This window comes from Paeniglutamicibacter sulfureus, assembly GCF_039535115.1.
Classification (GTDB): domain Bacteria; phylum Actinomycetota; class Actinomycetes; order Actinomycetales; family Micrococcaceae; genus Paeniglutamicibacter; species Paeniglutamicibacter sulfureus.
In genome coordinates this window covers 2,764,227-2,787,910 of sequence record NZ_BAAAWO010000001.1, presented here as the reverse complement: position 1 = coordinate 2,787,910, position 23,684 = coordinate 2,764,227, and the positions used below count along the sequence as shown (strand labels likewise).

Sequence of the window (23,684 nt, the reverse complement as noted above, 5' to 3'; positions counted from 1 at the left end):
GTTAGATCAGTCCTTCCAGGAAGCCGGAGGGCAGGTTGAGGCCGAGTCCGGCATTGAAGGCCAGCTGGATGACCGCGGAAAAAAGGATGGAGACGCTGAGGTCGAACAATGGACGTCGGCTTCCCAAAGCGCGGCACACGACCCAGAACAGGCCAGCAGCACTCAGTATCCAGCCCAGGACGGGCAGCGCCAGAATGAACGCAGCCACTGCTCCGATAACCATTCCGAGCGTCTTCCAATCCGAGTAGGCCTTGCGTTTGCCTGTGGCCGAAGGCAGCGTGCTTGGGCCGTAGATGGATGTGCGCTCGGTGTCGGCCAGATCGCCGAGCATGTCCGTGGAAAAGTCGGGGTTCTGCCCTTCGCTGTCCTCGTGCGGGAAACGCCGAGTGCGCAGGATCTGCACCGTGTGGATGGCGGCCACCGAGAACAGCAGCACACAGACGATGGTGGGGAAGAACTGCGGGCCCGGAACGCTGGTGCCCATCACCTGCATGGTCGCGGTCCCGTAGGAGAGGAAGCCGGCGAGGATGAATACCAATGCCGGGACGATCAGCTCGCTGCGTCCCGACCAGAAGCCGGTGATGCGTATCGGGTAGTCATCTGCCGTCCGCACGGTTGCGGAGGATTCGTCGATCGATTTCACAGTCCCAGTCCTTCCACGATGTCCTTGGTCACTGCGACCTCCGAGTCGATGAACTCCTCGAATTCATCGCCCGTCATGAAGCTGTCCGTCCAGCTGTTGCGTTCCAGAGCTCCCTGCCAGTGCTCGGTCTGGCGGTATTCGGAAACGATGTCCACGAATTCCTGCTTTTGCTCCTCGGTGATGCCGGGGGCAGCGGCGACGCCGCGCCAGTTGGCCATCGAGGCGTCGACGCCCTGTTCCTTGAAGGTGGGGATATCGACTCCGGGGAGACGCTCTTCCGAGGAAATTGCCAAGGCGCGCAGGCTGCCGGATTCGATTTGATCGGCTACCTCGTTGTAACCCGACATTCCGCCGACGGTCGTTCCGGAAAGCATCGAGGTCAGCGCCTCGCCGCCGCCGGAGTAGGCGATGTAGTTGGTCTCGATCGGATCGATGCCGACCTTCTGTGCCACCAAGCCGGTCAGCAGGTGGTCGATGGAACCCAGCGAACCGCCGGAGATCGAGGTCCCGCCGGGATTCTCCTTCCAGCGCTTGACGAAGTCATCCAGCGTCTTGAACTCCGACTTGGCCGGCACCACCAACACGGCGAAGTCATCTGCAAGCCGGGCAATGGGCACGATGTCGTCGAAGGTGGACTCGGAGTCGGAGAGCTCGATGGCGCCGACCATGACGCCGCCGGTGACCATCAACATGTCGTGGCGACCGTGCATCTGGACGAACTGGCTCAAGCCGATGGTTCCGCCGGCACCTGGCACATTGACGACCTGCGCGTTGTTCACCACGCCACCTGACTTCAGGGCCTGCTGTGACTCGCGGGCGAACCCGTCCCAGCCACCGCCGGGAGCCGCCGGGGCCATGAGGACGAGTTTCGAACGCGCGGTCGCCTCGCCTCCGCTTGCGGCCGCATTGACCAGTGCCAGGCCCGCCACGACAGCGACGACGGTGCCGTACAGCGTCTTCTTGATTATGCTCTTGCTCATTTTCATCCGTAATCTCATGGGTGGTGGACCGGGTGTCATTGGCGGGTCCCTCGACCACAAAGGTGCCAGAGAAGTGATCTGAAGCACAGCGAAAATGTGCTTTAGTTCATAAGAACAGTAAAGAAAACAAAGTCAACGAAAAGTGAAAGAGGCCCGAAGCACAGTGCGATCCCTGTCTAGACACCGCCGCCGGGCACAGCTCTTGGCCATGCAGCTGGGAATCGTGCTGGGGTTGATGAGCGCAGTGTCCGTGGTGATCCTGGTCTTCGAGGACCACCGGACCCAAGAAGTCGCCTTTGAGCGTGTTCACACCGTGGCTCTCCAGATGGCCGCCAACGGGTCAGTGCGGGAAAGCCTGGATGGACCCAGGGCCACCGAGGTGATCGCGCCAATTGCCGAGCTCGCGACTTCGGTTTCCGGTGTCCAGTATGTGACGGTGGCGGATCTGGCGGGCATCCGGGTGGCGCACCCGGAACCGGAACTCATCGGGGAGCCGGTATCCTCCGACCATGACGCGGTCCGGGAGGGGCAGTCCTTCAGGGGCACGGAGATGGGGCCGCAGGGCGTGACGCTTCGGGCGAAGGAGCCGGTGCGTTTCAACGGGAAAATTGTCGGAACCGTGTCGGTGGGCATCTTGCAGAGCGAGATTCGCGGGGAATTGCTGGAAATCGTGGCGGAGGTGGCTCCCTGGATCCTGGGCGCGGCGGCCGCGGGAACCGTTGCCTCGGCGGTGGTCGCGCGGGTGGTCCGCAGGCGGATCTACGGAGTTGAGCCCGAAGCCGTGGCGGGCCTGCTGCAGTCCCAGCAGGCGTTGCTGTTCAGCGTGCATGACGGCGTCGTCGGCGTGGATTCCGCGGGGCGGCTGACCTTGGTCAACGACGAGGCGCGGCGCCTGCTCGGGTTGACGGGGGAGGTCGTGGGGAAGCTGGCCTCCGAGGTACTCGATCCCACGGTCAGCGCCCAGCTCGGCAGTGAAGACCCGTGGGCCGAGGAAACGCAATACGTCCTGTCGGGGGAGCGCATCCTGGTGGCAACCCGGCGCGAGGCACTGGCCAACGGCAAGTCGCTGGGCCGGACGCTGACGCTGCAGGACCGCACGGAGCTGGAGGAAACGCTGCGCGAATTGCAGGGGCAAAGAAGCCTCGCCGACGCCTTGAGCTCGCAGGCCCACGAGTTCGCGAACCGGCTGCATGTGCTCTCGGGCTACCTGTCCTTTGGCGAGCCGGGGGAGGCCGCCGAGTACCTGCAGCGGATCAGCGGCGCCGCCCTCGGGGCAGACGCCGGGATCCTGAAAGATCCGGCGCTCTCCGGGCTCGTCGGCGCCAATGCGGCAGGTGCGCGCGAAGCCGGGGTGAGGCTGCTGGTGGATCCGGAATCCCGCATCGAACCGGGCTGGCGTGCGGACGAGGACGTCCTGACGGTGGTCGGGAACTTGCTGGGCAACGCGATCGAGGCCGCCGGTGACGGGGGAGCGGTGCGGCTGCTGGTGAAGGCCGGGCCCGGGCGCCTGGGCATATGGGTGGAGGACAGCGGACCGGGCATTGACCCGGGCGAGGTGGATCAGATCTTTCGCCGCGGGGTGAGCAGCAAGGCCGACACCGGGCGCGGCATCGGACTGGCCCTGGTGGACCGGGTGATCCGGCGCCGTGCCGGTTCGGTGTCGGTGGATACGGGGGAACTGGGAGGGGCCTTGTTCGCGGTCGAGTGGAATGGGGTGGCGCCGGGGACGGCGCCGGGAAGCCAAACGGAGGAACCGGCATGATCAGGACCTTGGTTGTCGACGACGATCCGGATATCGCACGCCTTCATTCCCGCTACGTGGCAGCGCTCGAAGGGTTCGAGGTGGCCGGCGTGCTGGAGCGCGGCGGGCCTGTCCTGGCGTTTCTCGAGGCGGAGCACGTCGACCTGGTATTGCTGGATGTGAACCTGCCGGACATGGACGGCCTCCAGGTGCTGGAGGATCTGCGCGGCAGCGGGCACGACACCGGCGTCATCATGATCACCGCTGCCAGCGAGCGCGACACCGTGCGCTTCGCCGTTGGCCGCGGCATCGACGACTACCTGGTCAAGCCCTTCACCGTGACCGATTTCAACCGCCGGCTCGAGGCTTTCAGGGCTTCGCGGTCAGTGGAGGCGGCGCAGGCCGAACCGTCCCTGGCCCAGGAGGACATCGATTCGATGCTGCGGGCCGGGGTGCCGGAGCGGCGCGGCGACGGACAGGCCGTGCCGGCTGCTGCGGCACATGACGCGCCGCTGCCCAAGGGATTTTCCCGGCCAACCGTCGAGCTGGTGGGCCAGGCGCTGCGCGCTGCGGCTGGCGCGGGCGGGACCGGCGACATGTCCGCCGCCGAGATCTCCGAGACCTGCGGAATTTCCCGGGTGAGTGCGCGGCGGTACCTGGAAATGATGGCCGGGCGCGGGCTGGCGGAATTGCGGCCCAAGTACGGCGCGCCCGGCCGCCCGGAACACCGCTACCGCTGGACCGGCCGGTAGCCGCGCCAAGCCCCGCTTCACCGACCAAGGAACGACACCCTCTGGCGCTCTTTGTATATTTGTGTATACACTCGTATCCAGAAGGTTCCGGACGGGGGCCGAAGACAGGGAGGCTCGATCATGGGCAGCATGGAAAACGAAGCAGGCAACGAACTCGCGGCAGACGTCATCGTCGTGGGCGGCGGCAACGCGGCCTTCACCGCGGCGCACGCCGCGAGGGAGCGCGGGCGCAAGGTCCTGCTGCTGGAGAAGGCGCCACAGAACCAGTTCGGCGGCAACAGCTACTACACCGCGGGCGCCACCCGCATCGCCCACGACGGGCTCGAGGACCTGAGCGACTTCATCGAGGCCGACGAGCGCCACGCCGTGAGCGTTGTCCCGCCGTACTCCGCCGCCGACTACGCTGCCGACCTCAAGAAGGTCACCGAGGGACGCAACGACCCGGAATTGACCGAGGTGCTGGTCACCGAGTCCGCACCGGGCCTGCGCTGGCTCCAGGGCCTGGGGTTGAAGTACCGCCTGATGTACGAGCGCCAGGCCTACGAGCGCGAGGACGGCAGCTACCTCTTCTGGGGCGGTCTGCATGTCGGAAACGTCGGCGGCGGAGAGGGCCTGATGCACGACCACGTCGCCGTCGCGGCCAAGCTCGGCACCGAGGTCCGCTACGGGCAGGACGTCTTCGACCTGATCATCGAGGACGGCGCCGTCAAGGGCGTCAAGGTCCGCGCCGAGGACGGCAGCGTGCAGGAGCTGCGCGCCGAATCGGTGGTCCTGGGTGCCGGCGGCTTCGAATCGAACCCTGAACTGCGACGCAAGCACCTGGGCGAAGGCTGGGAGAACGCCAGGATCCGCGGCACCGCCTTCAACCACGGCGAGATGATCACCGCCGGCCTGGCCGCCGGCGCGGCCAAGGGCGGGGACTGGGGAACCTGCCACTCCGTGCAGTGGGATGCAGACCCCGCCATCAACGAATCCAACCGCGAGCTGACCAACCGGCTGACCCGCCAGAGCTACCCGCTGGGCATCATCGTGAACAACCGCGGCGAGCGCTTCCTGGACGAGGGCGCCGACTTCCGCAACCTCACCTACGCCAAGTACGGCAGGGTCATCCTGCAGCAGCCGGATTCCGTTGCCTACCAAGTCTTCGATGCCTCGCTGCGCCCAATGCTGCGGGCCGAGGAATACGAGATGCCCGGCATCTCCGAGGTCATCGCCGACACCATTGAGGAACTGGCCGACAAGCTGGGCGTCGACGCCGCCGCCCTGTCCAAGACCGTCAGCGAGTTCAACGACTCCATCGACACCTCGATCGCCTACGACCCGAACGTGCTCGATGGCCGCGCGGCCAAGGTGACCCCGCCGAAGAGCAACTGGGCCATGCCCCTGGAGACCGGCCCGTTCTATGCCTACCCGGTCACCTGTGGCATCACCTTCACCTTCGGTGGCCTGAAGTCCGACACCCACGGCCGCGTGCTGACCGAGGACGGCGAGCACATCGACGGACTGTATGTCTGCGGCGAAATGCTCGGCGGGCTCTTCTCCGCCAACTACCCGGGCGGTTCAGGGCTTGCGGCCGGCGTCGTGTTCGGGCGCCGTGCCGGTACGCTGGCCTAGGCAAGAAATTACGACGGAGCCCCTTTTACGCGGGGCGGAGGTGGGTTGAGATGGCGGCAAAGGTGGATTCGGAGACGATCCATGCCGAACTGCGTGCCGAAATTTTGCACGGCTCCCACGCTCCGGGCACCGCGTTCAAGGAAGTGGCCCTGGCAGACCGCTTCGGCGTCTCGCGCACCCCGGTGCGCGAGGCGCTGGGCCGGCTGGCACAGGAGGGGTTGCTCGAACGCGGGGTCCGCGGGCTCCAGGTGCGCAACATCGACCCCGAGCAGCTCATGCAGGTCTACGACCTGAGGATCTTGCTGGAGGGGCAGGCCGCCCTGGAAGCGGCCGCCACGCGCACCGAGATGGACTTGATCCGCCTCGAGGGCCTGGTTGATCGGGACAGGGCATTGCCGGATCCGGATGACCAGACGCGTCTGCGCACCAACATCGAGTTCCACTCCGCACTCTGGACGGCGGCGCACAACCCGATCCTGAAGGACCTGCTGGACCGCCTGTCGACCCACCAGATCCACGCGCCCTCCTCGACCCTGTCGGTCGGCGCCAGGTGGGCGGATTCCCTGGACGAGCATGCCGAGATGGTGCGGCTCATCCGGAACCGCGATGGCGCCGAGGCGCAGGAGGCCATGCGCCGGCACATGGGCGAGGCGCGCAGGATCCGGCTCTCGCTCTTTGGGCAGATAGGCCTGCCCAACGGCTGAAACGCCGGCACCGCCCCGCCCGACACGGGCTTGACCGGGCCCCGCCGGTCCGCATGGAATGCCGAGGGCCGTGACGTTGTTGTGATCCACATGACAACCATCGGCATCATCGGTGCAGGAAACATTGGCTCCCAGATCGCACGCAAGGCCGTGCAACTGGGTTACGACGTGGTCATCGGCAACTCGCGCGGGCCCGAAACCCTCGCGGACCTGGTGGTCGAACTGGGGCCCCGGGCGCGTGCCGCGACGGCCTCGGAAGCGGGGACCGCGGCGGACTTTGCCGTGCTCACCATTCCGCTGAGAAACTTGGACCGGATTTCGGCGGAATCGCTGGCCGGCAAGGTAGTGATCGACACCAACAACTACTACTGGGAACGCGACGGCCACATCGAGGCCCTGGATCGCGGGGAGGCCACGACCTCGGGCATGGTCCAGGAGCACCTGCGGGACTCGCGGGTGGCCAAGGGTTTCAACCATATTCTCGCAGCAGAAATCACCACGACCGGAACCCCGGAAGGGACCGAAAACCGAAGGGCGCTGGCCACAGCCAGCGACCATGCAGACGCCTCGGCACTCGTGGCCGAGCTCTACGATGAGTTCGGCTTTGACACCGTGGACATCGGCCCGCTCTCCGAGAGCTGGCGGGTGGAGCGCGACCGCCCCGCCTACGTGGTGCGGCAGAATGCGGCAGAGCTGGAGACAAACCTGGCGCGTGCCCCACGGACCGTCTAGAACGCTGCGGCAAGCCGACCCGTGCGCCGTTCCCGGCAGCACACGGCGCACGACCACCGGGAGACGGTGAAAGCTAACGGGCCGACCAGCCGCCGTCCATGGTGTAGCTGGCGCCGGTGACCATCGAGGCCTCGTCACCGGCCAGCCAGGCCACCAGCGATGCCACTTCCTCCGGTTCGACCAGGCGCTTGATGGCGCTCTCGGTCAGCATGATCTTGGCCAGCACCTCGGACTCGGGGATGGAATGGACGCGGGCCTGGTCCGCCAGCTGCTTCTCCACCAGCGGGGTCCGCACGTAGCCGGGGTTGACGCAATTGCTGGTCACCCCGAACTCCCCGCCCTCCAGCGCGGTGACCTTGGACAGGCCCTCGAGCCCGTGCTTGGCCGTCACGTAGGCGGACTTGAACGGGGAGGCGCGCAACCCGTGCACGGAGGAGACGTTGATGATCCGTCCGAATCCCTGCGCGTACATCTTGGGCAGTGCCGCGCGGATCAACAGGAACGGGACCTCCACCATGAGGGTCATGATCCGGCGGAAGTCCTCCGGGGCAAAGTCCTGGATCGGGCTGACGTGCTGGATCCCGGCATTGTTGACCAGGATGTCCACCCCGTCCAGGGCTTCTTCCAGTCGGTCGTCGGCGACGGCGGCCGGGTCGAGCAGGTCCACCGCCCAGGCGGTGCCGCCGACTTCCGCGGCCACCGTCCCGGCTCCCGCCGCGTCCTTGTCAGCGACGACGACGTGGGCGCCGCGGGCGGCCAGCGTGCGCGCCGCGGCTAGGCCGATCCCGCTGGCGCCGCCGGTGACCAGCGCCCGCCTTCCCGAGAGCGGCTGCAGGGCGGACGTGGTCGCCCGTTCGGTTTCCTGGTTCGTCATGTGTTTTCCCTTGGGTAGAACGTGGTGGGTGCGGGGCGCGGGGGCGCTTAGCCGTTGACCCGGGCGGTGTTCAGCCCGTGCTTGCGGGCATCGGCGTCGTCGATGTCGTGCAGGGAAGCGCCACGGGTTTCCTTCAGGGTCACCACCGCGACGGCGGTGACGGCGCAGGCAGCGGCGACGTAGATGGCCACCGGCAGCCAGGAACCGAAGTCCTTGAGCAAGGCGGTCGCGATGATCGGCGCCATCGAGCCGGCCACGATCGAGGTGACCTGGTAGCCCAGGGAAACCCCGGAGTAGCGCATGCGGGTCGGGAACATCTCGGCCATGATGGCCGGCTGCCCGGCGTACATCAGCGCGTGGAAGCACAGTCCGATGGTGACGGCCAGGATGATGACGACCGGGTTGCGGGTGTCGAACATCGGGAAGGCGAAGAACGCCCAGGTGGCTCCGAGCACCGCTCCGGCCAGGTAGACCGGCTTGCGCCCGAAGGCATCGGAGAGCCGTCCGACCTGCGGGATGACCAGGAAGTGGATGACGTGGGCGACCAGCAGGGCCAGCAGCAGCTGGCTCGTGTCATAGGCATGCACGGTCTTCAGGTACACGATGGTGAAGGACACGATGATGTAGTAGAGGATGTTCTCGGCAAAGCGCAGGCCCATGGCCCCGAAGATGCCCTTGGGGTACTTCTTCACAACTTCAAGCACGCCGTAGCTGACTGCCTTGTCGGCTTCCACCTGGGCGCGGGCCTCAAGGAAGATCGGCGCCTCGGACACGTGGGTGCGGATGTAGTAGCCGATGACGACGATGACCGCGGACAGCCAGAAGGCCACGCGCCAGCCCCAGGAAAGGAACTGGTCGGACGGAAGGATCCAGCTCATGCCCAGCAGCACCAGGGTGGCCAGCAGGTTGCCCACCGGAACGGCGGCCTGCGGCCAGCTGGACCAGAACGCACGCGACTTGTTCGGGCTGTGCTCGGCCACCAGCAGGACGGCACCGCCCCATTCGCCGCCCACGGCGAAGCCCTGGACGAAGCGCAGGATCACCAGCAGCGCCGGCGCCCAGTAGCCGATGGAGTTGAAGCCGGGCAGGCAGCCCATGAGGAAGGTGGCGACGCCGACCATGATGATGGTGACCTGCAGTGTGTGCTTGCGCCCGAGCTTGTCGCCGATCTGGCCGAACACGATGCCGCCCAGCGGCCGGGCGATGAACCCCACCGCGTAGGTCAGGAATGCCGCGATGATGCCGTCCAGCTCGCTGTCGGCGTTGGGGAAGAAGAACTTGCCGAAGACCAGGGAGGCCGCGGTGGCGTAGAGGAAGAACTCGTACCACTCCACCACCGTGCCCACCATCGAGGCGGCGACGATCTTTCTCAGCCCCGAGTCCTCTTTCGTGCCTGCATCCGTCGGCTGGTTGACGCTCATCGGCGCACTCCTTTGTTCTGCCGGTGTCTGCGTCGACCTCGGCGTTGCGGGTGGTCCTGTGACCCATCGCACAGGAAGACTGCACCCAGTATGGACACGAACCCGACTCTGCAACAATGACCACTTAGGCAGAGATTGGGTGCAGAATTGCAGATATGAAATCCCCGTCACCCGGCGGCACCGCCGCCAACCCCGATGACCTGCTGATCCTGCTGTCAGTGGCGCGCACCGGGCGCTTCACGACCGCGGCCGAAAGCCTGGGCCTGAACCACACCACCGTCTCGCGCCGGATCGCCGCCCTGGAAAAGGCCCTTGGGGGCCGAACGCTGGCGCGCACCGTGGGCGGGTGGGATCTGACGGACCTGGGCCGAAGGGCAGTGCGGGCGGCGGAGGACGTGGAAACCGCGGTGGCCACCATCGTGGCGGGCGATGAAGACGCGGACAAGATCGCCGGCGTGGTGCGCATTTCCGCCACGGATGGTTTCAGTGCGTTCATCATTGCCCCGGCGGTGGCCCAGCTGCGCCGAAAGCACCCAAAGCTCAGCGTGGAGATCGTCAACGTCACCCGCCGGGCGCTGCAGCACCGCTCCGGGCTGGACCTGGAGGTGGTGGTCGGCGAGCCGCAGGTGCACCGGGCGGAGGCGATCCGGCTCGGCGACTACACGCTGGGGATGTACGCCTCGCGCCGCTACCTGGATGAATTCGGCACGCCCGCCGGTGTCGCCGAACTGGGCGCACACGGGCTGGTGTACTTCGTCGACTCGATGCTGCAGGTCGATGACCTGGATGCCCCGCGCCGGCTGGTTCCCGGGATGTCGGATGCGCTCAGCTCCACCAACGTCTTCGTCCACGTCGAGGCCACGCGTGCCGGGGCCGGGATCGGCTTCCTGCCCTGCTACATGGCCGACCGCCACCCGGATCTGGTGCGGCTGTTGCCCGGGGACTTCGCCGAACGGCTGCCGTACTGGATGGTGCTGCGCCCGGACTCGCTGCGCCAGCCCGCGGTCGCCGCGGTGGCGCAGGCGCTGCGGAACCGCACGGCCGCCGTCCAGGAGGCCCTGCTGGGCGCCGAGGTGCTGGAGTCCTGAGGATTCCCGGGGCACCGCCCGGGCTCAGCCCAGCAGGTTGACCGGCGTCCCCGCCGCCCACGCGGCAATGTCCTTGACCGCGCCGGTGTAAAAGATCCTGAACTGGTCCTCGGTCACGTAGCCCAGATGCGGGGTGGCGATCACCCCGGGGGTATGGGCCAGGCGGTGGTTGGCGGGCAGGGGCTCGATGTCGAATACGTCGATGGCGGCCAGCGCCGGGGCGCCGAATTCCAATGCAGCCACCAGGGCATCCTCGTCGATGATGGCGCTGCGCGAGGTGTTGACCAGGATCGAGCCGTGCTTCATCAGCGCCAGCTGCCGCGCTCCCACCACGCCGGTGGAACGCTCGGAGAGCTTGAGGTGGATGGTGAGCACGTCGCTGCGCGCAAAGAGCTCATCCTCGCCGACCAGCTCGACCCCGACCTCCGCGGCGCGTTCGGCGGTGAGGTTTTGGCTGTGCGCGATGACCCGCATTCCGAAAGCCTGGCCGATGCGGGCGACCTGGCTTCCCAGCTTGCCCAGGCCGTAGACCCCGAGGGTCTTTCCCGACAGCTCGGTGCCCAGGGTCTGCTGCCACGGTTGGTCGGGTGCCGCCGGGCGTGCGGCGGAGAACAACTCGACATCCAGGCGGCGGGCCGCCGCCATGATCAGCGCCCAGGTGTGTTCGGTAGCGGCCGCGGGGCTGCCGGCGGTGCCGCACACGGTGATGCCCAAGTCGCTCGCCGCGTCCAGGTCGATCGACGCATTGCGCATGCCCGTGGTGACCAGCAGCCGCAACGACGGCAGCCGGCGCAGCCGCTCCGCGGTGAAGGGGGTGCGTTCGCGCATGGCCACGATGACGTCGAAGTCCCGCAGCGCGGCGGCGACCGCGGAATCGTCGTGCCCCAGGAACGCGGTGAAGAAAACGACCTCGCCGGGAAGAGAATCCCAGTCGGCGAGGGAAGAGGCAACGTCTTGGTAGTCATCGAGGACGGCTATGCGCATGGCCCCAGTCTAGAAGCCCCGGGGCGGGGACGGTGCAGACACGACCGCGGTGCACCGACGCGAACTCGGAAGATGCCGCCCGGTCGCGCCGCCGAACGAACCGAAAGACGGACAAGTCCATGAACGGGCGGCAGGGCGTTCCGTGGCGGATACCTCTGCCGGCCGCTCGCCTCGGACCACTGCCCCCCGGCGGTTAGGCCTGTTGGGTGGCCAATTCGCCGGCGGCGGAGCGAACAGCCTGGGCCAACGTCGTGGCGGGCCTGCCGATCAGGGAGCTCAGGGCGTTGCCCTCGACGAGCAGCTCGCCGCGGGCGATGCCGCTGTCGCTGTCGGCGAGGATCCTCGCGAAGGACTCGGGCACCCCGGCGCCCACGAGCAAGCGCGAGAAATCCTCCTCCGGCAGGTCCTGGTAGGTCACTGTCTGGCCCGTGGCGGTGCTGACCTCGCGGGCCAGATCCTCAAGGGTGAAGGATTCTTCGCCGCCCAGCTCGTAGACCATGCCCGCCTGGTCGTCCGCGAGAAGCACCGCCGCGGCGGCCTGTGCCAGATCGGCCCGGCTGGCGCCGTTGAGCCGGCCTTCGCCCGCGCTGCCGAAGACCGAGCCATGCTGCAGGTATCCTTCCAGCTGGTCGGTGTAGTTTTCCAGGTACCAGCCGTTGCGCAACAGGACGTAGGGGATCCCGGAGTCGCGCAGTGCCCGCTCGGTTGCCTGGTGGTCCTCGGCCAGGGCCATGGTGGTGGTGTCGGCGTTGGGGATGCTGGTGTAGGCCAGCAGCTGGACACCTGCCTCCTTGGCGGTCTCGATGACATCGAGGTGCTGGGCCACGCGCGGGCCCGGCTCACTGCCGGATACCAGCAGCAATTTCTCGACACCGGTGAATGCCTCGCGCAGCGATGCGGGGTCGGAGTAGTCCATGGCGCGGACCTGGACCCCGAGTTGGGCGAGGTCGGCGAGCCTCGAAAGGTTCCTGCCCCCTGCCACAATCTGTTCCGCGGGAACGCTTCGCTCCAGGAGCGCTTCAACAACGAGGCGGCCGAGCTTGCCGGTAGCGCCGGTGACGAGAATGGTCATGGGGGAGTCCCTTCAAGGAATAATGACTGTCCCCCATCACAACCGCGGATCCGGAACATTACTTCCCGAAAGTCGGAACGCACTTTAATGCAAGGTGTTTTCACCTCGGCAACCCGGCGCCTCCAACCATTGGATGTTGAGTGCCGCGGCGAGCCGGGATTTGAGTCCGCGCTTGCTACAGGCGAACAGCACTATCGGTGTTTTGCCTGGTCCGCTCACGGCGTGGTCTCTTCGATCCGGGGTGTATTAGGCGGCAGCTGGTGCGAGGGACTCGATGAGGCCCTCGATGCGGGTCTTGATTTCGTCGCGGATCGGGCGGACTGCGACGACGCCCTGGCCGGCGGGGTCCTCGAGGACCCAGTCTTCGTAGCGCTTGCCGGGGAAATACGGGCACTCGTCGCCGCAACCCATGGTGATGACGACGTCGGATTCCTTGACGGCTTCGGTCGTGAGGACCTTGGGGATCTCGGCAGACATGTCGATGCCAAGTTCGGCCATGGCCTCGACGGCGGCCGGGTTGATGGAGTTAGCGGGTTGCGACCCCGCCGAACGGACCTCGATGGCGCCCCGGGAAAGCGTGGTGAGGAACGCGGCGGCCATCTGGGAGCGGCCCGCGTTGTGCACGCAGACGAAGAGGACGGATGGCTTCTTGGTGGTTTCAGTGCTCACGGGTGTCTCCTGTGGTGGGCGGGGCTGGTGTCTGTTTGGATTGGGTTCGGGGATTCGCGGCTAGGCGGCGTGCAGCCGGGGCGCGAGGCCTTGGACGCGGCGGGCGATATCGAGGTAGGCGTCTTCGAAGGCTGCGCCGGTGTCCAGGCGCAGGGGATCGGGCACGGACCAATGGATGCCGTCCAGCTCGGTCAGTTCCTCGTGGGCGTTGTCGCATACCGTCACGATGAAGTCCCCATCGCGGGCCACCTGCTCCAAGCTTCGGGGCGCGAGGCCCGTAAGCTCCAGGCCATGGCGAAGGGCAACCTCGGTGGCGCCTTGGGCAATGCGGTCCGCCGGATGCGTCCCGGCCGAAGTCGCGGGGATTTCGCTGACTTGCCGCCAAAGCGCGGTCGCAAGTTGCGAACGGGCGCTGTTGCGCGTGCAGACAAACAGGATGCGGTGGGCACCATGCTCGGTGCCCGGGACCAGCCCGTCCAGTGCGCCGGTGGTCAGCCGGAAATAGCTACGGCGCTTGTCCGCCTCGGAGCGTTGGCGCATGATGAGGCCGGCCCCTTCCAACGCGCGCAGGTGGTGGGAAAGCAGGTTCGAGGGCATTCCGAGCTCGGCCTGCAGCTCCTTGGGGGAAAGGTCGCCCAGGGTCAGCATGTCCACGATGCGCAGTCGCGCAGGATCCGCGAGGGCGGCATGCCTTGCGGCACGCTCCCTCAGGGAATCCGTTAGCTCAATATTCATTGGTTCAACTTTGACTGAGATAAATTATTCTGTCAAGCTGATTTCCATGACTTCACACCAGCCGCCATTGTGGCGCCGCGCCATCGCCGAAGTGCTTGGAACCGGCTTGCTTGTGGCCATCGTCGTTGGTTCGGGGATTGCCGCCCAGCAGCTCTCCCCGAACGACATCGGCCTGCAGCTGCTCCAGAACAGCACCGCAACCGTGCTGGGCCTGACGGTGTTGATCCTCGTGTTGGGACCGGTCAGTGGCGCACACTTTAATCCCGTGGTTTCCCTGGTCGACTCGATCCTGGGCAGGCGCAGCGGCACCGGGCTGAGCGTGCCCGAGCTTGGAACCTACGTGGTGGCGCAGACGGTGGGCGGCATCGGCGGCAGCGTCTTGGCGAACGCCATGTTCGAGGTGGGCACCTCAATTTCCACCAAGGACCGGGCCACCCCGGGGCATTTGCTGGCTGAGGTGGTTGCCACCGCCGGGCTCGTCCTGCTGATCTTCGCACTGGCCGCCACCAACAGGGGCGTGTTGGCCGCGCCGGCGGTTGGTGCCTACATCGGGGCGGCGTACTGGTTCACCTCCTCGACATCGTTCGCGAACCCGGCCGTGACCGTGGGACGTATCTTCAGCGACACGTTCGCCGGCATCGCCCCCGCATCGGCCCCCGGCTTCATCGTGGCGCAGCTGATTGGTGCGGCGGTGGGCCTGGGCCTGCTCCTTGTCCTGTTTCCGTTCGCGGGACGCTCCGCGGACGACGTCATCTTGCCCCACAGCGCCGAGGGCTCCAGGTAGCCCAAACACCTTTCGGGCAAAAATCCGGGCCTCGTCCAATTCCCTGAATTGGACGAGGCCCGGATTTTTCGGCGGCGAGAGTTGCTACTTGGCGTCCTGCGCCTCATATTCGGCAAGGACTGCCTTGCCGATCTTGAAAGCGGTGTTGGCCGCAGGCACCGAACAGTAGATGGCCGACTGCAGGAAGACTTCCTTGATCTCGTCCGGGGTCATGCCGTTGCGCAATGCGGCGTGCACGTGCATTTCCAGTTCTTCCCAGTAGCCGCCGGCGATCAGCGCGGTCAGCGTGATGGCGCTGCGTGTGGTGCGCGGAAGCCCGGCGCGGGTCCAGATGGTGCCCCAGGCGTAGCGGGTGATCATTTCCTGGAACTCGTCGGTGAAGTTGGTCGAGTTGGCCGTGGCGCGCTCGACGTGCTCGGTGCCGAGCACCTGCATGCGGACCTCGAGCCCGGCGTCGTAGGAGTCGCCCGGCAGGCGGGAAGAATCGGTCATGCCTTGGTCTCCTGTGTGACGGAAGCAAAGAACTCGACCAACAGTGCGGCGGTCGCCTTCGGGTCCTCGGCCGGGGCCAGGTGCGCGACGGTGTCGATGGTGGCAGCCTGGGCGTTGGGTGCGTGCTCGGCGATGAACTGCGCGTCGGCCGGCGGGCAGACGACATCGTGGGCACCGGCGATGGCCAGGATCGGGTCCTGCATGGAGGGAAGCGCCTCGCGCAGGTCGAAGCCGGCCAGGGCGCCGCAGACGTGCGCGTAGGCGAACCGGTCCGCATCCTGCAGGTTGTGCAAAAGGTCGGTGGACACCACCGGGTTGGCCTCGATGAAGCCGGGGGCGAACCAGCGCTCGGCCGAACCGGAGAGAACCACCGGGGTGCCGGCCTTGGCCACGAGCTCGGCGCGTTCCGTCCAGCCCTCCGGGGTGCCGATCTTGGCCGCGGAGCAGATGACCGAGAGCCCGGCGAAGGCACCGGGGAAGTCGTTGGCCAGCTGCAGGGCGATGGCCCCGCCCACGGAAACGCCGGCGTAGAACAGCGGGGCGGACGCGGTGATGGCTTTGTCGGTCTCCAACGCCTCGATCATCTTGATGACACCGGCGGCCAGCTCGGCCATGGAGAATTCCTCGGTGGACGGCGCGGACTCGCCGTGGCCGGGCAGATCCCAGGCCACCAGCTGGAAGTGTTCCTTGAGGAACGGCACGGCCGGTCCCCACAGGGCCAGCGAGCCGGTGCCCAGCGAGGGGCCCAGCACCAGGGTGGGGAGGTCGGCTGCCGAATGCAGCAGGGACGGGGTCAGGGCGGGAATGCTCATGAGTCCTTCCAATCTGTGAAGTCTTCGCGGATACGGGTAATGAAATCGGTGGCCGAACCCAGGTAGCCGGCCGGGTCCAGCAGGTCATCGAGGAACAACTGGTTGTCCATGTCCGAGGGCAGCGCCCCCTGCAACAGGGTACGCAACGGGGTGCCGGTGCGCAGGGAATCAAGGACCAGTTCCTGCACCGCGGCCTTGCCGCCCGCAACCAGGGGTGCTGCGACGGTGGCGATGCGTTCGGAAACCAAAAGGTCCCCGGACAGGGCCATGTTCCGCGACATGGCCTCGGGGTGCACGCCCAGCCCGGTGGCCAGGACTGCCGCATGGTGCGCGGCGCCCCCGGCCAGGCGGACCAGTTCACGCAGTGAAGCCCATTCGGCGTGCCAGCCGCCGTCGGGGCGTTCGTCCACCGCCGTGCCGGCGGCGGTGTAGAGCGCGGCAACGTGGGCAGGGGCGGAGAGCGCGGCGTTGCGCAGCAGCACCGAATGCACGGGGTTCTGCTTTTGCGGCATGGCGGAGGAACCACCCTTGCCAGCCTCGCGGGGTTCGGACAGCTCGCCGATTTCCGGACGTGTTGCGGTGAGTACGTCCGCGCCGAAGGTGCCGGCGGCGGCGATGACGGAGCCCAGCGCGGAGCCCAGCCCCAGCACCGGCTGGCGCACGGTGTGCCACGGTGCGATCGGTGCGACCAGGCCGAGTTCGGCCGCAAGCGCGGCGGTGAGCTCGTGGGCGCGTTCGGCCAGGCGCTTTTCGGACTTGTACGGCAGCGCGGAACCCAGGCGCTGGTGCAGCGAGGCCAGGGTGCCCACGGCACCGCCCCATTGCAGCGGCAGGGAGGCGGCGACGGCGTCCAGTTGGCGCCCGGCGGCGGTGAGGGATGAAAGCCAATTGGCGGCGCGCAGCCCGAAGACCGTGGGCAGTGCATGTTGGGTGAGCGAGCGCGCCACGCACAGCGTCGAGGCATGGGCCGCACTGATCTCGGACAGGGCGCCGGCTGCGGTGAGCAGGTCGGTGCGGATCCCCGCGATGGAGCGGGAGGCAACGAGCATCAGGGCGGAATCGATGATGTCCTGGCTGGTGGCCCCGCGGTGCAGGGCGGTCGCGGCGGTGGCCGGTGCCCCCGTGTCAGCGAGTTGCTTGCGCATCATGCCCAGCAGCGGGATCAGCGCGTTGGCGCCGTCCGGGCCCGCGGAGGCGAGTGCGGCCAGGTCGTAGAGTTCGACCTTGGCGATCTGCTCCACGGCCTGCGCATCCGCGGAGCTGCACAGCCCGGCTTCGGCCTGGACCTTGACCCAGGTTGCCTCCACATCGAGCATTCCCTGGGCGAAGGCGGCGTCCGAGGCGGTTTGCGCCACGGGCGTGGCCGCCCATGCCGGGGTCAACAATCCGTAATCGGCCGGGTACATGGGCGGTGCTTCTCCTGTGGGTCTGTGGTTCGGGGGGTGTTGCAGGCGGTGGGGGCGTGAACCCCACAAAACCCCCGCAGCGCGGGAACCCGCCTTTTCCATCATCCCGGTTTGGGAGGGGATCGGCGAGTTCCGTGGCGCACGGGGGTCACATGCGGGATGCGGCGTTGGCTAGCTCTCGCGCGGGTAGGAGAGGAACACCGTTTCGTCCTCGCCCTGGAGCGAAATGTCGAAGCGCAGCGAACCGTCCTCCTCGCGGGTGGCGATCAGCGTCTTGCGCTGTGCGTCGTCCAGCGAGGAGAGCAGCGGATCGCTGGCCAGTGCCGCTGTGTCCTCCGGCAGGTAGATGCGGGTGAACAGGCGGTTGAGCAGGCCGCGGGCGAACACCGTGAGCATGATGAACGGTGCCTTGCCGGCCTCGGTGGCCCCGGGGTTCAGCGTGGTGAAGGTGTAGTGCCCGACGTTGTCCACGGCGGTGCGGCCCCAGCCGGTGAAGGTGTAGCCGTCGCGCACCAGCGAGCCGTCCTTGGAGACGATGTTGCCGTGCTCATCGGCCTGCCAGATTTCCAGCAGGGCATCGGGGATCACGGTGCCGGCACCGTCGGTGACCACGCCGTGCAAGCGCACCGAAGCAGGGTGGGCCTGGTTGACCAGCTCGTTGTCCTTCTCGAAGGGCAGCGCGTAGCCGTAGAACGGGCCGATGGTCTGGCCCGGCGTGGCGGCGAGCTTGAGCGCGGGGGCCTGGGTGTTTGGTGACTGTGCCATGTTAGTGATCTCCCTCTTCGTCTTCCATCCAGGTCCGGTTGCTGCCGGTGAGCACGATGTCCCAGTTGTAGCCCGTGGCCCATTCGTGGGAGGTGATCGAGTGGTCGTAGGTGGCGACCAGGCGGTCGCGGGCATCCTTGTCCGTGATCGCCTGGTAGATCGGGTCGAGGGGGAAGAGCGGATCGCCCGGGAAGTACATCTGGGTGATCATGCGCTGGGTGAAGTCGGTGCCGAAGAGCGAGAAGTGGATGTGCGCCGGGCGCCAGGCGTTGTGGTGGTTCTTCCACGGGTATGGGGCCGGCTTGATGGTGGTGAAGGAGTATTCGCCGTTGGGTCCGGTGATGGCGCGCCCCACGCCGGTGAAGTTCGGATCGATCGGGGCAGGGTGCTGGTCGCGCTTGTGGATGTAGCGTCCGGCGGCGTTGGCCTGCCAGATTTCCACCAGTTGGCCGGCGACCGGGCGGCCGTCTCCATCGAGCACGCGGCCCGTGACCACGATGCGCTCGCCGATGGGCTCGCCGTTGTGCTGGATGGTCAGATCCGATTCCAGGGCGTGCACGTCGCGCTCGCCGAAGGCGGGGGAGTGCAGCTCGATGGTCTCGGGGTCCGCGTGGTGCAGGTTCTTGGTGGGGTGGCGCAGCAGCGAGGAGCGGTAGGGGGCGAAGTCGATGCGCGGCTGCGTCTCGGCTTTCTTCCCGTCCACGACCGACTGGCGGTATGCCGCGTGGATGTCGGTGATTTCCTTGCTGATGGATTCCTGCGAGACGGTCGTGGCGGCGGGGTCCAGGACGTGCGAATCGTTGAACGTCTCGTTCGCGGTGGTTTGGGTGCTCACTGCGTGCTCCTTTCGGTGGGGCGTGCGGATGTGGTGAAGGGGGTGAACGGGGGCGGGGCTAGGCGTGCGGCCAGCCGGTGTAGGACTCGGCCAGGTATTGCTGTCCGTAGCGCGAGGAGGTGACGGTGTCGAGCTCGCCCAGGGCGCGCTTGGCCATGAACGGGTCGGCGTCCACCGGGGTGTGCAGCATCGAGGTCATCCAGTAGGAGAAGTTCTGCGCCTTCCACACGCGTTTGAGCGCCTTGTCCGAGTAGCCGTGCAGCAGGGACTCGTTCTGCGTGGAGTAGTAGGAGTCGAGGGCCTCGAAGAGCACCTTGACGTCGGCGAACGCGAGGTTCAGGCCTTTGGCGCCGGTGGGCGGGACGGTGTGCCCGGCATCGCCGATGAGGAACATCCGGCCGTGGGAGAGCGGTTCGCGCACGAAGGAGCGGAACTTCAGCACGGTCTTGTCGAAGATGTTCCCGGTCTTCAGGGTGAACCCGTCGGGTCCGTCGACGCGGCGCTGCAGCTCGTTCCAGATGCGGTCCTGCGACCAGTCATCGACGTTCTCGTTCGGGTCGCACTGGAAGTACATGCGCTGGACGGTCTCGGACCGCTGGGAGATCAGCGCGAAGCCGTGCGGGGAGTTGGCGTAGATGAGTTCGGGGGCGGACTTGGGTGCTTCGGTGAGGATCCCGAACCAGGCGAAGGGGTACTCGACCTTGAAGTCCTTGCGGTTGGTGTCGGGCATCTGCCGGCGGCAGAAGGAGCGCGAGCCGTCCGCGCCGACCAGCACGTCGCAGTGCACCTCGAACTCGGCACCCGTCTCGTCGGTGAAGCGGAACTTGGGGGTGTCGGTTTCCAGGTCCAGCAGTTCGGTGACCTCACTGGAGTAGCGCACGTCCCCGGCATCGCGCTTGCGTGCGGCGGCGAGGTCGACAAAGACCTCGTTCTGCGCGTAGAGGGTGACGGTGGCGTCGACCAGGTCGCGGAAGTCCAGCGGGTGGGATTCGCCGTTGAAGCGCAGGTCGATCCCGGCGTGCTTGTCCCCGTGGGTGAGCACGCGTCCCTCGACACCGGAGTCCACCAGCATCTTCACGGCCTGGGACTCCAGGATCCCGGCGCGGTGGGTGTTGCGGATGGTCTCGTGGTCCCGGGCCTCCACGACGATGTTCTCGATGCCGGTCTTGGCGAGCAGGTGCGAAAGCATCAGGCCGGCGGGGCCGCCGCCGACGATGCCGACCTGGGTCTTGAGAATGGTGCGCGCTGTTGCCATGGGGGGATCGCGTTCCTTTGGTGCGGCGGATCGGCGGGTGGCAGCGGCACGTCGTCGTGTGGTGTGCGCCCGGCAGCGATCTGGGTTTGTGGGGTATCTGCATCCAGTCTGTGGGCGCGGACACCAAACGGCCACGACCATCTCATTGAATGAGAATTATCTGCCGCGTCTCCCGGCGTCCCCGCAAAGACCGAAAGGCAGATCAGGCCGCGTAAATGGTGACGGCGGTGGCCTTGAGCACGAAGTAGGCGAGGGTTCCGGGCACCAGCCCGAGGTCCGCCAGCGCCGCCGGGGTGATGTCGGCGGCCAGGTCACCTGCGCGCACCCGGATGGCGTCGCCGTGCGGCTCCAGGTCCGTCACGGTTGCCTCGAGCATGTTGCGCGGGCTTCCGTGTGGCGGATCCAGGTACACCGAGACGGCGGAAGCGGGGAATGCCGCGGCCGCCGCCTCGCCGGGGACCAGCTCGGATTCACGAGTTCCGAAGATCCGCCCGAAGGCCGTGTCGATTCCATCCCCGTGCGCGGTGCCGGTGACGAGGTTCAGCCCGGCGAGCCCGGCGGCGAAGCGGGATCGCGGCCTTCCCAGTACGTCCCGGGTTGGACCGCTCTCGGTGATACGTCCGTTCTCCAAGATGACGACCTTGTCCGCCAGCATGAGCGCATCGAGGATGTCGTGGGTGATGATGATGGCACTGCGCTCGGCGAGGACGTGTTTGAGCAACCGACGCATCAGGGGCGCGGCGTGGATGTCCAGGGCCGCCATGGGCTCGTCGAGCAACAGCAGGTCGGGTCCCGCTGCCAGCGCCCGGGCGACAGCGACCCGCTGCGCCTGTCCGCCGGACAGTTCGCCGGGTTTCCGTGCGGCCAGGGTCTGGGTGTCCGTGGCTTCGAGCCACCGACGGGCCGCCACCCTGGATTTGGCCGCGCCGGTGCCCTTGCTCCGCGGACCGAACGCGACGTTCTCGAGAACGCTCAGGTGCGGAAAGAGCAGTGGTTCCTGCGCAAGCAACGCGGTGCCCCGCGCGTGCGGCGCCAACCATTGCGGGCGCGCGGAATCGAGGTCAAAGAGCGTGCGCTCGCCGATGGATGCCGTTCCGGAATCCGGGCGCAGCAACCCGGCCATGATCGAGAGCAACGTCGACTTGCCGGCCCCGTTCGGTCCCAAGACCGCGAGGGTCTCCCCCCGGGCCAGATCCAGGGAGACGACGAAATGCCGTGCGGTGAGCGTGGCCTCGAAGCGGATCCTCACTGTGCGGCCCCCGGCATGGCCTTCTTCGTGCGGTGCCCGCCATAGGACAGTGCCACCACGATGACGGCCACTGCAACCAGGACCAGGGACAGGGCCACTGCCGCATCGGCATCGGTCTCGCGCTGCAGGTAGATCTCCAGGGGCAGGGTCCGCGTGACACCCTGCAGGGAACCGGCAAAGGTCAACGTTGCCCCGAACTCGCCGAGGCTGCGTGCAAAGGAGAGGACCGCCCCGGAGGCCAAGCCGGGCAGCACCAGCGGCAGGCTCACCCGACGCAGCACCGTGGTCGGCCGTGCGCCCAGAGTTGCTGCAACGGCTTCGTACTTTCCCCCGGCGGTGCGCAGCGCGCCCTCGAGGCTGACGACCAGGAACGGCAGGGCAACAAAGGTCTGGGCCAGAATGACCGCTGTAGTGGAGAACGCGATCTGGATTCCCGCAATCTCAAGACTGCGGCCCAGCAGGCCTTGGCGCCCGAAGGTGTAGAGCAGGGCGATGCCGCCCACCACCGGCGGCAGCACCAGTGGCAGGAGCACGAAGGCCCGCAGCACGCGCTGGCCCGGGAAGCTTCCACGGGCCAGGACCAGCGCCAGCGGAACGCCCAAGAGGATGCACAGCATGGTGCTGGCCGCCGAGGTGCGCAGACTCAACCCCAGCGCGCTCAGTGAGGATTCGGAGGTGATGAGGGGAATGAACTGGGGCCAATTAACCCTGGCGAGCATCGCCAGCAGCGGGAGCAGCACAAACAATGCTCCCGCGCAGGCGAGGACGTAAATCCACGGGGGAACGGCGGAGTACCCGGTGCCGCTGCGGCGAAACACCGGGGCCCTACGGCTTTCCGAAGCCGGCATCGGCCAGGACCTTCCTGCCCTCGGGGCCGGTCACGGCGGAGATGAACGAGTTGGCCAGATCCTTGTTGGCGCTGGTGGCGACACCGGCTATCGGGTAGGCGTTGACCGCCGTTTTGGATTCGGGGAACTTGATTCCCTTGACCTTGTCGCCGGCCGCCAAGACGTCAGTGACATAGACCAGCCCGGCATCCGCCTCACCGCTGGTCACCTTGCCCAATACGTCGGTGACGGAGGATTCCTCACTGACCGGAGTGAGCGTTGTCCTTGCGGCATCCTCGACGCTCTTGGTTGCTGCACCGCACGGCACCTGCGGCGCACAGATGACGACCTTCACCCCCGGAGTTGCAAGGTCGGAAAACGTGGCGATCGAGGCCGGGTTGTCCGGTGGGACCGCGATGGCCAGGGTATTGGTGGCGAAGGTTGTGGGCGCGCCGTCGACGAGACCCGCCGCGGAAAGCTTGTCCATGTTGCTTGGGTCGGCCGACGCGAACACATCGGCGGGTGCTCCGGCGGATATTTGGGTGACTAGGTCAGAGGACCCGGCGAAGCTCAGCCCGATCGCCGTGCCCGGGTGTTTCGCCTCGAATCCTTCCGCGATCTCGGTAAACGGGCCCTTCAGCGAGGCCGCGGCAAATACGGTGATTTCCCCGCTCGGGCCCGCGCCGACCGGTGGTGGCTGAGCGGGGGATGCGCATCCGGCCAGTCCCAGGACCCATGCCAAGGCGAGGACGATTGCAGCGCCGATCCTGCGGCGGGCGCTCATGTCCCCGTCTTTCCCTGCGGGGATTCGATGATGACGGTGGTCGCCTTGACCACTGCCGTGGCGATCGATCCCAGCTCGAGTCCCAGTTCGCGGGCGGCTTCGCTGCTCATCAGGGACACGACGCGAAACGGGCCGCATTGCAGCTCGACCTGGGCCATGACGGTATCCATGGTGATGCCGGTGACCAATCCGACGAACCTATTGCGGGCCGAGGACCCAACCAGCGACTGGTCATCGGGGAGCTGGGCCTGGCTGCGTGACAGTTGGGCAAGCTCGAGTCCGTCCACGGCCACGCGACCGGAATCGTCCTTATGCGCGGTAAGGGTTCCGTTGTCGGTCCAGCGGCGAATGGTGTCGTCGCTGACACCGAGGAAGCGGGCTGCTTCGGAGACTCGAATTTTCGGCATGGTTCAATAATGCCTCATTTGCGGTGATTTGAGGTTGATATCGTCGCAAATTCCAAATC

25 protein-coding genes are annotated in these 23,684 nt (G+C 67.0%); 7 read left to right on the top strand and 18 right to left on the bottom strand.

All coding sequences use genetic code 11. The features are described 5' to 3' along the window. Position 1: 1 nt before the first annotated feature. Both ABD687_RS12725 and ABD687_RS12720 read right to left on the bottom strand, forming a co-directional pair. On the bottom strand, positions 2 to 643 hold the full coding sequence (locus ABD687_RS12725; protein WP_302263820.1) for a tripartite tricarboxylate transporter TctB family protein: 642 nt from the start codon (positions 641 to 643) through the stop codon (positions 2 to 4). Continuing rightward, on the bottom strand, positions 640 to 1,623 hold the full coding sequence (locus tag ABD687_RS12720; RefSeq protein WP_264268627.1) for a Bug family tripartite tricarboxylate transporter substrate binding protein: 984 nt from the start codon (positions 1,621 to 1,623) through the stop codon (positions 640 to 642). The genes ABD687_RS12725 and ABD687_RS12720 overlap by 4 nt, the downstream gene beginning before the upstream one ends. 208 nt (positions 1,624 to 1,831) lie before the next feature. Here ABD687_RS12720 and ABD687_RS12715 point away from each other — a divergent pair, with 208 nt between their 5' ends. From ABD687_RS12715 to ABD687_RS12695, 5 genes are all read left to right on the top strand, one after another. Beyond that, positions 1,832 to 3,385: a sensor histidine kinase gene (locus tag ABD687_RS12715; RefSeq protein ID WP_344760996.1), complete on the top strand. Its 1,554-nt coding sequence runs from the start codon at positions 1,832 to 1,834 to the stop codon at positions 3,383 to 3,385. Next, the gene (locus ABD687_RS12710; RefSeq protein WP_310290655.1) at positions 3,382 to 4,116 is read left to right on the top strand and encodes a response regulator; all 735 of its coding nucleotides are present in this window, start codon (positions 3,382 to 3,384) and stop codon (positions 4,114 to 4,116) included. The genes ABD687_RS12715 and ABD687_RS12710 overlap by 4 nt, the downstream gene beginning before the upstream one ends. A 120-nt stretch (positions 4,117 to 4,236) precedes the next feature. After that, positions 4,237 to 5,730, top strand: coding sequence for an FAD-dependent tricarballylate dehydrogenase TcuA (gene tcuA / locus ABD687_RS12705; protein WP_310290657.1), 1,494 nt, complete (start codon positions 4,237 to 4,239; stop codon positions 5,728 to 5,730). Between the two features lie 62 nt (positions 5,731 to 5,792). Continuing rightward, entirely contained in the window at positions 5,793 to 6,434 is a 642-nt protein-coding gene (locus ABD687_RS12700) for a GntR family transcriptional regulator (RefSeq protein ID WP_344760995.1), read from the top strand. A gap of 30 nt (positions 6,435 to 6,464) precedes the next feature. Continuing rightward, positions 6,465 to 7,166 carry an NADPH-dependent F420 reductase gene (locus ABD687_RS12695; protein WP_310290662.1) on the top strand — a complete coding sequence of 234 codons (702 nt, stop codon included), beginning with the start codon at positions 6,465 to 6,467 and terminating at the stop codon, positions 7,164 to 7,166. Positions 7,167 to 7,239: 73 nt separating this feature from the next. On the opposite strand, the gene ABD687_RS12690 is transcribed toward ABD687_RS12695, so the two are convergent. Together ABD687_RS12690 and ABD687_RS12685 are read right to left on the bottom strand one after the other, a co-directional pair. After that, positions 7,240 to 8,040 carry a 3-hydroxybutyrate dehydrogenase gene (locus ABD687_RS12690; RefSeq protein ID WP_310290664.1) on the bottom strand — a complete coding sequence of 267 codons (801 nt, stop codon included), beginning with the start codon at positions 8,038 to 8,040 and terminating at the stop codon, positions 7,240 to 7,242. A gap of 47 nt (positions 8,041 to 8,087) precedes the next feature. Then, positions 8,088 to 9,461 (bottom strand): MFS transporter, encoded by a 1,374-nt coding sequence (locus tag ABD687_RS12685; protein ID WP_310290667.1) that lies wholly within the window; start codon positions 9,459 to 9,461, stop codon positions 8,088 to 8,090. Positions 9,462 to 9,616: 155 nt separating this feature from the next. On the opposite strand from ABD687_RS12685, the gene ABD687_RS12680 reads away from it, so the two are divergent. After that, complete coding sequence (locus ABD687_RS12680; RefSeq protein WP_310290669.1) at positions 9,617 to 10,549, top strand: LysR family transcriptional regulator; 933 nt, start codon at positions 9,617 to 9,619, stop codon at positions 10,547 to 10,549. A 24-nt stretch (positions 10,550 to 10,573) separates the two neighbouring features. Here ABD687_RS12680 and ABD687_RS12675 read toward each other — a convergent pair whose 3' ends face one another. The 4 genes from ABD687_RS12675 to ABD687_RS12660 all read right to left on the bottom strand — a co-directional run bounded on the left by ABD687_RS12675 (position 10,574) and on the right by ABD687_RS12660 (position 14,009). Beyond that, a complete protein-coding gene (locus tag ABD687_RS12675) occupies positions 10,574 to 11,533 on the bottom strand; it encodes a D-2-hydroxyacid dehydrogenase family protein (RefSeq protein WP_310290671.1) in 960 nt (319 codons plus the stop codon). 193 nt (positions 11,534 to 11,726) lie between these two features. Then, positions 11,727 to 12,605, bottom strand: a complete 879-nt coding sequence (locus ABD687_RS12670; protein WP_310290673.1) for an SDR family oxidoreductase — start codon at positions 12,603 to 12,605, stop codon at positions 11,727 to 11,729. Between the two features lie 246 nt (positions 12,606 to 12,851). Then, the gene (locus tag ABD687_RS12665) at positions 12,852 to 13,274 is read right to left on the bottom strand and encodes an arsenate reductase ArsC (RefSeq protein ID WP_310290676.1); all 423 of its coding nucleotides are present in this window, start codon (positions 13,272 to 13,274) and stop codon (positions 12,852 to 12,854) included. A 60-nt stretch (positions 13,275 to 13,334) separates the two neighbouring features. Then, positions 13,335 to 14,009, bottom strand: coding sequence for a metalloregulator ArsR/SmtB family transcription factor (locus ABD687_RS12660; protein ID WP_310290678.1), 675 nt, complete (start codon positions 14,007 to 14,009; stop codon positions 13,335 to 13,337). A gap of 46 nt (positions 14,010 to 14,055) precedes the next feature. On the opposite strand from ABD687_RS12660, the gene ABD687_RS12655 reads away from it, so the two are divergent. Continuing rightward, positions 14,056 to 14,793 carry an aquaporin gene (locus tag ABD687_RS12655; RefSeq protein ID WP_310290680.1) on the top strand — a complete coding sequence of 246 codons (738 nt, stop codon included), beginning with the start codon at positions 14,056 to 14,058 and terminating at the stop codon, positions 14,791 to 14,793. An 84-nt stretch (positions 14,794 to 14,877) separates the two neighbouring features. Here the strand turns inward: ABD687_RS12655 and pcaC are convergent, their stop codons facing one another. The 10 genes from pcaC to ABD687_RS12605 form a co-directional block, all read right to left on the bottom strand. After that, entirely contained in the window at positions 14,878 to 15,285 is a 408-nt protein-coding gene (gene pcaC / locus ABD687_RS12650) for a 4-carboxymuconolactone decarboxylase (protein WP_310290682.1), read from the bottom strand. Next, a complete protein-coding gene (locus ABD687_RS12645; RefSeq protein WP_302263841.1) occupies positions 15,282 to 16,097 on the bottom strand; it encodes an alpha/beta fold hydrolase in 816 nt (271 codons plus the stop codon). The genes pcaC and ABD687_RS12645 overlap by 4 nt, the downstream gene beginning before the upstream one ends. Then, positions 16,094 to 17,503, bottom strand: a complete 1,410-nt coding sequence (locus ABD687_RS12640) for a lyase family protein (protein ID WP_310290684.1) — start codon at positions 17,501 to 17,503, stop codon at positions 16,094 to 16,096. Before ABD687_RS12640 ends, ABD687_RS12645 begins: the two co-directional genes overlap by 4 nt. A 171-nt stretch (positions 17,504 to 17,674) precedes the next feature. Further along, positions 17,675 to 18,268, bottom strand: coding sequence for a protocatechuate 3,4-dioxygenase subunit alpha (gene pcaG / locus ABD687_RS12635; RefSeq protein ID WP_264268644.1), 594 nt, complete (start codon positions 18,266 to 18,268; stop codon positions 17,675 to 17,677). A gap of 1 nt (position 18,269) precedes the next feature. Then, positions 18,270 to 19,103 carry a protocatechuate 3,4-dioxygenase subunit beta gene (gene pcaH, locus ABD687_RS12630; protein WP_310290688.1) on the bottom strand — a complete coding sequence of 278 codons (834 nt, stop codon included), beginning with the start codon at positions 19,101 to 19,103 and terminating at the stop codon, positions 18,270 to 18,272. A 58-nt stretch (positions 19,104 to 19,161) separates the two neighbouring features. Continuing rightward, a complete protein-coding gene (locus ABD687_RS12625) occupies positions 19,162 to 20,358 on the bottom strand; it encodes a 4-hydroxybenzoate 3-monooxygenase (protein WP_310290691.1) in 1,197 nt (398 codons plus the stop codon). A gap of 202 nt (positions 20,359 to 20,560) precedes the next feature. Continuing rightward, positions 20,561 to 21,607 carry a sulfate/molybdate ABC transporter ATP-binding protein gene (locus ABD687_RS12620; protein WP_310290694.1) on the bottom strand — a complete coding sequence of 349 codons (1,047 nt, stop codon included), beginning with the start codon at positions 21,605 to 21,607 and terminating at the stop codon, positions 20,561 to 20,563. Next, positions 21,604 to 22,455, bottom strand: coding sequence for an ABC transporter permease (locus ABD687_RS12615; RefSeq protein ID WP_310290696.1), 852 nt, complete (start codon positions 22,453 to 22,455; stop codon positions 21,604 to 21,606). Before ABD687_RS12615 ends, ABD687_RS12620 begins: the two co-directional genes overlap by 4 nt. Next, complete coding sequence (modA, locus tag ABD687_RS12610) at positions 22,433 to 23,218, bottom strand: molybdate ABC transporter substrate-binding protein (RefSeq protein WP_310290698.1); 786 nt, start codon at positions 23,216 to 23,218, stop codon at positions 22,433 to 22,435. Before modA ends, ABD687_RS12615 begins: the two co-directional genes overlap by 23 nt. Then, complete coding sequence (locus ABD687_RS12605) at positions 23,215 to 23,625, bottom strand: TOBE domain-containing protein (protein WP_302263855.1); 411 nt, start codon at positions 23,623 to 23,625, stop codon at positions 23,215 to 23,217. Before ABD687_RS12605 ends, modA begins: the two co-directional genes overlap by 4 nt. Positions 23,626 to 23,684: the final 59 nt, after the last annotated feature.